The following is an 11,826-nucleotide window of genomic DNA, read 5'->3' as shown; positions in this document are numbered from 1 at the left end:
ACTCCTTTATTTATTAAAAGCTTGTTCCAAATCTGCAATCAAGTCTTCTGTATCTTCAATCCCTACAGATAAACGCAGCAAACGACGTGTAATACCTTTACGTTCAGCATCTTCCGGTTTTAAATCTGGATGTGTTTGCGTTACAGGGTATGTCAACAAGGATTCTGTACCACCAAGACTTTCAGCGAATTGAATAAGCTTAATACCTTCTAATACTTGTTTAGCCGTTTCTTCGCTGTCTACTTCGAAGGATAGCATGCCTCCAAAGCCTGTTGTTTGGGCTTTATTGATTTCATAACCAGGATGTTCTGGAAGGCCTGGGAACAAAACTTTAGTTACTTTTGGTTGTTTTTTTAGCCATTCAGCAAGAGCAATGGCATTCTTTTGATGTTGCTCCATGCGTAGAGCCAATGTTTTTACACCGCGAATGACGAGCCAGCTATCCATAGCAGATAAACATGCACCTACGGTTTTATATATTAAACGCAATTTTGCAGCGATTTCTTCATCTTTTACAATAGTAAAACCAGAAATTACATCGTGATGACCACCGATGAATTTTGTACCACTATGAACAACAATATCGGCACCCAAGGTCAATGGTTTTTGGAAGTATGGGCTCAAGAAGGTATTGTCGATGATTACTAGCGCATTGCGTTCGTGAGCCAATGCACAAAGTGCACGAATATCGGTTATCTCCATCATAGGGTTTGTTGGTGTTTCAATATATACAGCCTTTGTATTCGGTTTAAAAGCTGCTTTCACCGCATCAAGATCAGAAGTGCCTACATACGTAAACTCGATACCATTTTGCTCGTAAATATTCGTGAACATACGGATAGAGCCACCATACAAGTCATCACCTAAGATGATATGGTCTCCTGGAGAAAATAAATGGAATACTGCATCCACCGCAGCCATACCAGAGGAAAATGCCAACGCATCTATCCCCTCTTCAAGGCCTGCCATCAATTGTTCTAAGCGGTCACGTGTTGGATTAGACTCACGTGAATATTGGTAACCTGTTGTATCACCCAACTTTGGATGAGAGAACGTACTAGACATATAAATTGCAAGGGAAATCGCACCGGTATCATCCGGTTTACCACTGCCATGAACGCATTTTGTATTAAACTTCATTCCAATCAACTCCTCATATTTGTATACAATATGTTAATTATAAGAGTAGACAATGATTAAGGTCAACAAAAATGGGCACTCATACATCCTGAGTGCCCCTAAAAAGACATATCTATTTTGAATGGGTTGTCATAACTATAAGTTAAGTTCACCTAATTTTTAGTGCGTTTTGTAATAAGTAATGCCAAAATAATACCTAATGACGAAGTTACCAATTGCGGCCAACTAGATACGAAAAGCATGGTATTTACAATCTTTGGTGGAAATTGGAACAAGGAGAAAAACAAGGAATACCCGCCAAAGAGTACGCCGGCTTTTACCAAAGCCGCCACAATAATAAGTAAAAGCTTTGGCTTATGTTGTAACCAATGTGCCACAAATACATACGCTGTCGTGCCAAGAGCCGTAATCAAAATGAACGGCGGTAGCGGTAACATACCTTGTAAATGCGCTACTACCGGAGCAATCCAAGCGATAACGAGACCATTCTTCCAACCATAGCGCCACGTCGCTAAAACAAATGTAGCAGATGTAATGGAACCGATGAGGAACATACTCACTTGGTTTGGAATAAATGGAAACATAAGGCGCAAGCTTTGCGCCAATAAGGCTACGGCCAACAAGAGACCTGTGCCCGTAATAGATTTTGTAGACATAAGAACCTCCTACTATACGATATAGATTTTACAAGAGGTACCTACCTCACATTTAAAATTAAGCCTCTACAAAATATAGACGTGCTCGATCATATACCCAATTATAAATATAAGTATAACCTAATATGACTAATGTCATCGTTATATCTGTAGCAAAGGCCATCCAAAAACTCATATGCATCATGTACATAATAATAGGCACTGTGGCAAGCATAAACAAACCTTCAAACAACACTGCATGAATTGTGCGGATTACAGGCCCTCGCGCTAATCGGTCACCTGGTACTAGTTTATCAAATATCCAGTTAAACACAAAATTCCAAACCATCGCCAACAAGGAAAAAATAATCATCAAGACCAAAGGCTGCCCCTCATGAGGAACAAACTGCATCACCGACCAGCCAATCATAACACAGCCCAACTCATATAAAATCGACTGTACAACACGCTCTGTAGCAGACATAATAATAAACCACCTCCATCAGAAACCCCAAATAAAGATATTTACTATCACATCAATATTATATTTATTTTTTTAGATTTGTCGAGTATTGCCATTTTAAGATAGAAGAAGCCGCCACATGTCTGTCCAGCGACTTGCCCGCCCGAAGTGAGTTATACCATTTTCGGATATAAGGAAAGCCCCTCGTAGTGTTCTGTAAGCTCGACTTGCTACTCCCGAAGTGAGTATTGCCATTTTGAGATAGAAGAAGCCGCCATATGTCTGTCCAGCGACTTGCAGCGAATGGAGCGCAGAGAGACATATGGCGGCGGAAAGCTATCCTAAAAGTGGCATTACGAACTGAATCCATGGAATACCCACCACAATGAATATAGCAAGGTAGATAATCCCAAAGATAGCGCCCAATTTCCAGAATTCAGGGCCTTTGTTATAGCCACTGGCAAACCAGATTGGGCTGTGACCAGTACCATACGGTGTGAGGATACCCATAATCCCCATTGGTACTAAAAGAATCAACATAACTTGCGCTGGATCAACGCCAGGAATTTGAAGAATTAGAGTAGCAAATAAGCCTACCATAGCCGTTACATAAGCAGTACCAGATGCAAAGAAGTAACGAAGCAAGCAGAATGCTAACAACAAGCCAAGAACTGCCACAGTTGGATCTAGAGAAACTAAAGAACCACCAGCAGATTTAGCAAGCCATTCCAAGAAACCTACATTTTTAAGGCCAGAAGCCATAGGCACGAGTGTAGCGAACCAAGTTAAAACATTCCATGCTGGTTTATTAGCAAGGAAGTCTTGCCATGTCATGATTTTAGTGAAAATCATCAAGATAATAACAATTAAAGCTGTTGTAGTTGGGTTCACTTTAAATGTAGAAGCACCAATCCACAATACAAGAGCCAACACGGAAATCAAGGCCATGAAGATTTCACTGCGTGTCATGGAGCCTAGTTTCTTATACTCATCCTTTGCCCATGCTGCAATTTCAGGGGAACCTTTTACCTCTGGTTTGCAGAATACATACGTCAACAATGGTGTAATGATAAATAGAATAATACCTACTGGCAAAAATGCTAAGAACCATGTACCCCAGTTGGCAGCTACGATACCCGACTTAGCAGACAATTCAAGAGCCAATGGATTTGGCGCCGCACCAGTCAAGAAAATAGAACTAGATACACAAGTTGTTGCCAATGCTACCCAATTTAAATAAGAACCAATTTTACGAGGATTCTTATCTGGATAAGAATCGAACATCGGACAAATACTGGATACGATTGGATAAATCGTACCACCAGAACGAGCCGCATTACTTGGAATAAATGGAGCCAACACAAGGTCAGTAATAGCAATGGCATAACCAAGGCCTAAAGAGGACTTTCCGAGCTTGGCTACGAGGAACAATGCAATACGTCGGCCAAGGCCAGAATTTTCATAACCGATACCGATCATAAATGCTGCGAATATCAACCACACGATGGCATTAGAGAAACCGCTAAGCCCCCAGCTGATAGCTTGAGCATCCGTAATAGCCTTTGCTACACCAGTTGCTTTATCCACAATAGGTGCTGGACCAACCTTAAATAACATAGATACGGTAACAGCAATGATACCGATAAAAGCGGGTGGGATTGGTTCTAAAATCAACCCCACCACGAGGCCTGCAAAAATACTTACATAAATCCAAGAATTTGGACTAAGGCCTTCAGGCGCACCGATGAGCCATACAAGAATAGCTACTACAAGCGGTGCGAATAATTTCCAATTCAACTTCATTAGGAACACTCCTTACTAAAAATAAAACTACAAAATTGCAAATACAGTATAGCAGAATATTTTTAGTGAAAATATAATATTCGTCATAATACTTATTGATTGATACTAAACTTTTAGTAATAGTTTTTACTAGATATTTTTGGTTTTATACAATATAATATAAACATCGAAAATTACTAATATATCGAAAGATATGTCGAAAGGATTGAAATGCAGTTAATTTCTAGTTATATAAAACCTTTATGGTTCTCTATTATCATTGTGTCACTTCTTTCGTTACTCAATGTAGCAGGCACTTTATATATACCAACCTTAACAGCTACCATCATCAATGACGGTGTCCTCCATGGTGATTTAGAGATGATTACTAACTCTAGTGCAACGATGCTTATCGTTGCACTATTAACAGTATCGTCTGCTATCCTAGGTGTTGCTATGAGCGCTCATATTTCAGCCTCTATAGGCAAAGTATTGCGCGACAATTTGGTGAAAGCTATACAAGCCTTTTCACTACGCGACTTTACACACTTTGGTACAGGCACCATACTCATGCGGACCAGCCGAGACGTTGAGAAAATTCAATCAGTTCTAGGAGAAGGTTTAAATATGATTCTCCCTATGCCTCTCATGATATGTATTGGTCTAGGACTAACCTTCTATAAGAGCTGGCAACTAGGTCTCGTCATCCTTGCTGTTATGGCATTCATGATACTGACCATAATTTTTATTGAAAGTCGCGCCTTACCTATTATTAAAGCGTTACAACTAAAACTAGATACTATTACCGATATGGTACGTGATCATATTGTGGGCATGCCTGTTATACGAGCTTTCAATAGAAGACATTACGAAAATACTAAAGAAATAGAAATTTTTACAGAAACAGCTCAACTTAATAAAAGATTACGCCAAACCTTTGCTATTGGTTTACCGACTATATTAATTCTCTTTAACATGAGTACCGTTGCTATCCTTTGGCTCGGAGGCTATAACGTAAGCATAGGATCCCTACAAATAGGTGACATTATGGCCGTTATTGAATACGCTAACCTTATCCTCTTAAGTATGCTCATGGCTATTTTCGTCATCATAGATATACCCGAAGCTATCGTATGTTACACCCGTATTCGAGAATTATTGGAACACGAAAACTCTGATACATTCCCTGAACCATATAATAAAAATACAAATTTAGACACCTATTATATAGTTAACCAAAAAGATAGTAAAAATTTTATAGATTTGGCATCGGCATCGGCATCGGCATCGGCATCGGCATCGGCAAACGATGATACTCCACTTCTGGAATTTCGCAATGTTACGTTCCGTTACGATAATGCAGAATCGCCGGCTTTAGAAAATATTTCCTTTACCGTTCATCACGGTGAAACATTGGCTATTATGGGTGACATTGGTTCTGGTAAAAGTACGATTACAAACCTAATCCCTCGCCTATTCTCCATTGAGTCTGGAGACATTCTCTTCAAAGGCAAATCTATCTATGAATGGAATGTAGATGACTTACGCTCACGTATCGGTTATGTCCCACAAAAAGCCTACTTATTTACAGGGACTGTAGAAATGAACATCCGTTACGGTGCTGCACCAAACCAAGATGTTTCGGTTCAAGATATAGAAAATGCATGCCGATTATCTAAGGCGGATGAATTTATTAGTCGCCTTGAAGGTGGTTACCAATATATCATCTCCCAAGGTGGCACTAATCTATCTGGAGGTCAACGCCAACGTCTTGCCATGGCTAGAGCGCTCGTGCGCAAACCAGATTTATTTATATTCGATGATAGTTTCTCTGCTCTCGACGGCACCACAGAGCGTGCCGTTCGCACCGTATTACATGAGGAATTGCAAAAGGACAATCGCCCCGCTCTCATCTCTGTAGAGCAAAAAGTAAGTGCTGCCAAAAAGGCAGACCACATCTTAATCATCAACAGAGGTCAAGTGGCAGGGTATGGCACTCATGATGAGTTAGCTGAAAACTCTACCGTATATAAACAAATTTTAGCATCTCAGGAGGTGACAGCATGAACCCATTACATCGTTTCCTGATCGATTCTAAAAGCCAATGGGGGTGGCTGGCACTACTCATCTTAGTCCTTATCACAGCAGCTATGTTTGAGGTATCAGCTCCAGTATTACTTGGCAAGGTCGTAGATGCTATTATTAGTGGATTACAAACAAACCAAGACATTAATACCATATTCGCCTCTATTGATACAATCATCCTCTGGCTTATTGCCATCTATGGAGGTCATGCTTTATTCACGTACTTCGGCGAATACATGATGGCCTCTATTGGATCAAAAACAGTGCTCGCCTTGCGTACACGCATGAGTACTCACTTATACTCATTGCCTATCGAATACTTTCACGATCACCAACGTGGTGATCTTCTAAGCCGTCTAACCTCTGATTTGGATGCCGTTGCTGAAACGATAGGTGAAGGTGTGCCCGGTCTCGTGTCCGCCATTATCGGAATCATCGGCGCCACTGCAATGATGCTCTGGATCAGTCCAATTTTGGGAACATCCATTATCGTCATCATACTGATTGGTATCGTATGCTTAACGTGGCTATCTAAACGAGCCCGCCGCGTGTATCTTAGAAATCAGAATGCATTAGGAGCTTTCAACAGTGGCATAGAAGAAATCGTTGTAGGCAAGCCAATTATTCAAACCTTTAGTCTAGAAGAGACTACAACTCGCCAAGTAAATATACTGAATGACAATCTATTTAAAAGTATGCGAAGTGCTGCTTTCACCAGTCAGCTTGTAGAGCCTCTCGTAAAATTTTTAAATCAATTTACCTATTGCCTCGTCGCTATTCAAGGCGGTCTCATGGTATTACGTGGGTCCATTTCCATTGGGGATATTCAGGCATTCTTCCTCTATGTAGGTCAGGTATCCGATCCCCTATCTCGTAGTTCCTATATTATGACAAAATTCCAAGAAACCGCTGCGGCCTTAGGCCGTATTTACGAGGTAATTGATGCCCCATCTGAAATTGATGATGGAAAATTGACATTATCCAACAGCTCATCAAAAACTGATAGAGACGCTATTAGTACTAACACATCTATGACGGCCAATCAACCAAGTAATCAAGCTCATATGGGGACAATTGATTTTGAACATGTTGATTTTGGTTATACACCGTCCAATGTGTTTATGAAGAATATTAATATTCACATTCCAGCTGGCTCTATGGTAGCCATCGTAGGTCCTACCGGAGCTGGCAAATCTACATTAGTGAATCTCATCATGCGCTTCTATGACATTAAAAATGGTCGCATCACTATTGACGGTGTAGATATTCGGGATTTGTCTCGTGAAAGCTTACATAATACGGTAGGAATGGTATTGCAAGACGCTTGGATTTTCACGGGTACTATCGCCGATAACATTGGCTACGGCAAGCCAAATGCTACACGTGAAGAAATCGAGTATGTCGCAAGGCTTGCCATGGCAGATCACTTTATTCGTACATTACCCAATGGATATGATACGATGCTCAACCGAGGTGGTGATGATCTCTCCCAAGGTCAACGCCAATTAATTACCATCGCTCGGGCTTTCTTAGCCGATCCTAGCATTCTCATCCTTGACGAAGCAACGGCTAACGTAGATACCCGTACCGAAGTAGAGGTTCAAAAAGCGATGAACACACTCCTCAAAGGTCGAACCAGTATCGTTATCGCCCATCGCTTATCCACAATAAAAAATGCGGACTTCCTACTAGTGGTAGAAAACGGTACCATTGTAGAACAAGGGACACATGATGAACTCATGGCACTTAACGGATACTATAAAAAACTATATGAAAACTATGCTGAAGGAATGACAGTATAGAATAATAATTTTATCAATCTTACACATGGAAATCTCCTGAGATTATTCTGTAAACGGCAAAATAACCGCTGACAAGTAGTAACTTATCAGCGGTTATTTTATTTGTGCACATGTATAGTACGTTTTTCTATCAATTATTCACCTTTTGGTACAAACCATAAACCGTTATTATTTTTTTCCATGTAGTCCTTAAATTCTTGAGAATGATAAGCTGCTACAATATCTTTTGCCCATTGAGCCTCTTTGTTTTTCTCGTTAACTACAAGTTGTAATAACCATTGTGGCAATACATCCTCATTTGCCAATGCAGATTTAGGGTCAATTTTTGCATTATAAATGATAGCTCCTGTAATAACAATATAATCAAAATCAGTACGTACAGAAGGAATTGTAAGGGACTTCATTTCTGTAAATTTAAGATGTTTAGGATTTTCAATAATATCTGCTTGTGTGACTGTCGCTAAGTCTTTATTAGGATCAAGTTTAATCCAACCGATTTTTTGCAACAACGCATAGGCACGAGCCATGTTAGATGCATCATTAGGAACTGCAATAGTATCGCCATCAGCTACTTGATCTAAAGATGTCTTAGAACCACTAAAGATACCAGCTGGCACTGTTGGAATTGGAGTCAATGCTACAAGATGACCATTTTGTTTTTCGTTGAAGTTTTTCATGTATGCTGTATGTTGTTCAACATTAAAATCCACTTCACCATCACTCAATACTTGGTCTGCTTGTACCAAGTCAGACATATCTACACCTTTGAAGGTATAGCCTCGTTTTTCTAAAATTGGTTTTACACCTTTTTCAAACAATTCAGAATAAGGGCCTTGAGATTTACTATAGGTTAATTCTTTTTTTGCACCATTATCACTATTATTAGAACCACAACCTGCGATAAAAGCTACGCTAAATACTAATGCCACACCAAGGGCAAGGATTTTTTTAAATTTCATAGTACATTCTCCTATACTTTCACAATCCATATAACTAAAATCTATTTCATCAAATTAGGAACGACGCGCACGACGTGCAAAGTAGTTACCTATTGTTTGAATAATTTGAACAAAAATAATTAAAATAACAACGGTAAATAACATCAATGGAAAGTTCAACCGTTCATAACCATAAGTAAGGGCCAAATCACCTACACCACCAGCACCAATGGCACCAGCCATAGCAGTAGCACCGATAAGACCTATGGTACCTGTTGTAATAGATAGAATAAGCGAACCCTTTGCCTCTGGTAAAAGGAAATGCCAAATCACCTCAAAATGAGAGGCCCCCATCGACTGTGCAGCCTCAATAATGCCTTTATTGACCTCTAAAATAGAGTTTTCAAAGAGTCGAGCAAGATACGGCGCAATGAATATAACAAGCGGTACGATGGCCGCTGTTGTACCAACACGAGTACCAACAATCATCTTTGTTAATGGCAAGATAAACACCATCAAAATGATAAATGGTACAGAACGCACGATATTAACAATTGTATTTGTTATAGTATAGACCACACTATTTTTAATGATGCCATTAGGATTTGTCACCACTAGTGTAACTGCGATAATTAGACCTAGTACGGTACCAATGAATAAAGACAGGAACACCATATATAATGTCTGTTCTGCAGCTAGTACTAACTGTGAACCTGGAACTCCAAGTTCTTGCATAAAGAAGTCCATTATAGTGTCACCTCCTGCCATTTGATGCCTTGTGTCACAAGATACTCTTTTACCTTGCCCACTTCCAAATCATCACCAATGAACTGAACAATGAAAATACCAAGTACCGTATGCTCTAACTCTGTTACCGTAGCAAACAACACACTCGTTTCTAAATCAAAAGTTTTATTAATATGATATAGCACATTATCAGTTGTATTATTTCCTAAGAAGTGCATTTTAAGTATTGTGTAAGGCCTTTTATCACAAGCCAAGGTATGTTTCACTGTAGATGGGATTTCATCAGGAATAACAGTCCTAACAAATCGTTTTGTTGTTTCATGCTTAGGTTTACTAAACACCTCAAGTACAGAACCTCTCTCGATAAGCTTCCCATGTTCCATAACTACAACGCGATTACATATCTTTTGGATTACATCTATCTCATGAGTTACGATAACGACTGTTACCCCTAGTTCACGATTAACGCGTTCTAATAATTGAAGAATAGACTCTGTTGTATCTGGATCAAGAGCACTTGTTGCTTCATCGCAAAGCAGAATTGATGGATCTGTAGCCAACGCACGAGCAATACCAACGCGCTGCTTTTGACCACCAGATAATTCTCCTGGATAGGCATTTGCCTTATCACCTAAATCAACAAAGTCTAACAAGGTTTTAACCTTGTTATCAATCTCTGATTTAGAAACTTTATTTAGAATTAATGGAATCGCCACATTATCATACACAGATTTAGCATTCAATAAATTGAACTGTTGAAACACCATGCCGATGCGCTTACGAACCTTTCTGAGCTCGTTAAAACTTAAACCATTGATATTCACACCATCTATTTCAACATGACCAGAGGTAGGTACCTCTAAAGCATTAATCATGCGTAACAGTGTAGATTTACCGGCTCCACTAAAGCCAATAATACCAAATATGTCGCCTCTTTCTATGGTAAAGTTTACATCAGATAATGCAGTAACCTTTTGCTTATTAACATCAAACTCTTTCGTTACATTTCGTATAGCAATCACTGTACCGCCTCTTTTCCTGCAATTTAGTAGGAATTAAACTTAAATTTAAAACATATCTATAAGGTATGATTTAATTATGTACTTAGATTACTACAATTTATAAGGACTGTCAAACCAAAAAAGAACCTCACCAGTTACAAGGTTGAGGTTCTTTTATTATATAACTCTTATCTTATAAGGGTTTACATCCCTATTTATCTAATTTTATATTTTTACATCAAGCTGAACCGATTCAGACACTAACAAATAACTTATCTATATCGATTAAAGAGATATAGGGATCCTAAAATGACAGGCGCCCCTATATAGAGCCCCATATTAGGTATTTCTCCCAATAAGAATGCTGCTACAATAGCTGCCACTATAGGCGAGATATACATAAAATTAGTTACATCAGAAACCTTTTCAGCATGTTCCAAAGCATAGCTCCAGAATACAAAACCTAATGCACTGGATAAAAATGCTAAATAGGCCATAGCAAACTTTGCGCTAATCGGCGATACTACAATCATTTCCAGGGCATGTTCTGCAAAGGGCAATGCCATAATAGCACCTGTAAACATAGACCACATGGCGATAGTGATAGGCTTATATCCTTTTAAACTAAGTCCACGATTAAGGATATTATAAACCGCAAAGAGTGTCATTCCTAGCAAGGTCCATAATGCACCTGTAGGAATTGTAAGGGTCGAATTCCATAGAATGATTATGGCTACACCTATAAATGCAGTTATGGTAAATAGCCACCCTATGGGGCGTATTGTATCCTTATAAATAATCATGGCCATCAGTGCTGTCGTCATCGGAGTCAAGGCCATAATAATACTGGATGTGGCCGCTGGAATTGTGCGCAAGCCTTCATTAAAAACAACTTGGTAAAGAAAATTCCCTGTAGCACCTAATAGAATATATAGTCCCCACTCACGCCATGTTGTCGGTATATGTAGCCCTTTTACAACACCGATTACCAGCATAAGTAAAGCGCCACCCATGACCCTTGCCACAGACAATGTCAACGAATCTACTGACTGTAATGCGATTTTACTGAAAGGAAATGCAGTAGCCCACACCGCAATAGTAGCAGAAGCACCTAAAAATGCTTTCTTTCGATTTGTCATTAACATCCACCTTTCAACAGTATTCGCTATACAATCTATTATACCTTTTACCTCCTATGAAGGAAACGATTTCTTCCTTACTGGGCCTACAAAA

The 11,826-nt window shown here is 39.4% G+C and carries 10 protein-coding genes; 2 read left to right on the top strand and 8 right to left on the bottom strand.

The annotated features are described in order from the left end of the window. Window positions 1-6: 6 nt before the first annotated feature. The 4 genes from ACLRYO_RS07210 to ACLRYO_RS07195 all read right to left on the bottom strand — a co-directional run bounded on the left by ACLRYO_RS07210 (window position 7) and on the right by ACLRYO_RS07195 (window position 4,041). Complete coding sequence (locus ACLRYO_RS07210; protein ID WP_287501347.1) at window positions 7-1,140, bottom strand: trans-sulfuration enzyme family protein; 1,134 nt, start codon at window positions 1,138-1,140, stop codon at window positions 7-9. A gap of 152 nt (window positions 1,141-1,292) precedes the next feature. Beyond that, the gene (locus tag ACLRYO_RS07205) at window positions 1,293-1,796 is read right to left on the bottom strand and encodes an ECF transporter S component (protein ID WP_101928728.1); all 504 of its coding nucleotides are present in this window, start codon (window positions 1,794-1,796) and stop codon (window positions 1,293-1,295) included. 58 nt (window positions 1,797-1,854) lie between these two features. Next, window positions 1,855-2,259, bottom strand: coding sequence for a PACE efflux transporter (locus tag ACLRYO_RS07200; protein WP_287501346.1), 405 nt, complete (start codon window positions 2,257-2,259; stop codon window positions 1,855-1,857). Between the two features lie 315 nt (window positions 2,260-2,574). Continuing rightward, window positions 2,575-4,041 (bottom strand): DASS family sodium-coupled anion symporter, encoded by a 1,467-nt coding sequence (locus tag ACLRYO_RS07195; protein ID WP_287501345.1) that lies wholly within the window; start codon window positions 4,039-4,041, stop codon window positions 2,575-2,577. Window positions 4,042-4,251: 210 nt separating this feature from the next. Between ACLRYO_RS07195 and ACLRYO_RS07190 the strand changes: the two genes are divergently transcribed. Both ACLRYO_RS07190 and ACLRYO_RS07185 read left to right on the top strand, forming a co-directional pair. Next, entirely contained in the window at window positions 4,252-6,087 is a 1,836-nt protein-coding gene (locus ACLRYO_RS07190; RefSeq protein WP_316602038.1) for an ABC transporter ATP-binding protein, read from the top strand. Next, complete coding sequence (locus ACLRYO_RS07185) at window positions 6,084-7,907, top strand: ABC transporter ATP-binding protein (RefSeq protein WP_287501343.1); 1,824 nt, start codon at window positions 6,084-6,086, stop codon at window positions 7,905-7,907. The genes ACLRYO_RS07190 and ACLRYO_RS07185 overlap by 4 nt, the downstream gene beginning before the upstream one ends. Before the next feature lie 134 nt (window positions 7,908-8,041). Here ACLRYO_RS07185 and ACLRYO_RS07180 read toward each other — a convergent pair whose 3' ends face one another. From ACLRYO_RS07180 to ACLRYO_RS07165, 4 genes are all read right to left on the bottom strand, one after another. Then, complete coding sequence (locus tag ACLRYO_RS07180) at window positions 8,042-8,866, bottom strand: MetQ/NlpA family ABC transporter substrate-binding protein (RefSeq protein ID WP_413084792.1); 825 nt, start codon at window positions 8,864-8,866, stop codon at window positions 8,042-8,044. Window positions 8,867-8,920: 54 nt separating this feature from the next. Then, window positions 8,921-9,592, bottom strand: a complete 672-nt coding sequence (locus ACLRYO_RS07175) for a methionine ABC transporter permease (protein WP_004693945.1) — start codon at window positions 9,590-9,592, stop codon at window positions 8,921-8,923. Beyond that, the gene (locus tag ACLRYO_RS07170; protein ID WP_316708754.1) at window positions 9,592-10,614 is read right to left on the bottom strand and encodes a methionine ABC transporter ATP-binding protein; all 1,023 of its coding nucleotides are present in this window, start codon (window positions 10,612-10,614) and stop codon (window positions 9,592-9,594) included. The genes ACLRYO_RS07175 and ACLRYO_RS07170 overlap by 1 nt, the downstream gene beginning before the upstream one ends. Window positions 10,615-10,865: 251 nt before the next feature. Then, window positions 10,866-11,732: a DMT family transporter gene (locus ACLRYO_RS07165; RefSeq protein ID WP_316708753.1), complete on the bottom strand. Its 867-nt coding sequence runs from the start codon at window positions 11,730-11,732 to the stop codon at window positions 10,866-10,868. Window positions 11,733-11,826: the final 94 nt, after the last annotated feature.

Origin of the sequence: Veillonella parvula (assembly GCF_047241225.1) — a bacterium.
GTDB classification, from domain to species: Bacteria; Bacillota; Negativicutes; order Veillonellales; family Veillonellaceae; genus Veillonella; species Veillonella parvula_O.
The sequence above is the reverse complement of the archived record's forward strand: the minus strand, read 5'-3'. Positions and strand labels throughout refer to the sequence as shown.

Bases quoted from the DNA above. Each gene is read 5' to 3' on its own strand.
- ACLRYO_RS07210 (WP_287501347.1), bottom strand. From the start codon at position 1,140: ATGAAGTTTAATACAAAATGCGTTCATGGCAGTGGTAAACCGGATGAT.
- ACLRYO_RS07205 (WP_101928728.1), bottom strand. From the start codon at position 1,796: ATGTCTACAAAATCTATTACGGGCACAGGTCTCTTGTTGGCCGTAGCC.
- ACLRYO_RS07200 (WP_287501346.1), bottom strand. From the start codon at position 2,259: ATGTCTGCTACAGAGCGTGTTGTACAGTCGATTTTATATGAGTTGGGC.
- ACLRYO_RS07195 (WP_287501345.1), bottom strand. From the start codon at position 4,041: ATGAAGTTGAATTGGAAATTATTCGCACCGCTTGTAGTAGCTATTCTT.
- ACLRYO_RS07190 (WP_316602038.1), top strand. From the start codon at position 4,252: ATGCAGTTAATTTCTAGTTATATAAAACCTTTATGGTTCTCTATTATC.
- ACLRYO_RS07185 (WP_287501343.1), top strand. From the start codon at position 6,084: ATGAACCCATTACATCGTTTCCTGATCGATTCTAAAAGCCAATGGGGG.
- ACLRYO_RS07180 (WP_413084792.1), bottom strand. From the start codon at position 8,866: ATGAAATTTAAAAAAATCCTTGCCCTTGGTGTGGCATTAGTATTTAGC.
- ACLRYO_RS07175 (WP_004693945.1), bottom strand. From the start codon at position 9,592: ATGGACTTCTTTATGCAAGAACTTGGAGTTCCAGGTTCACAGTTAGTA.
- ACLRYO_RS07165 (WP_316708753.1), bottom strand. From the start codon at position 11,732: ATGACAAATCGAAAGAAAGCATTTTTAGGTGCTTCTGCTACTATTGCG.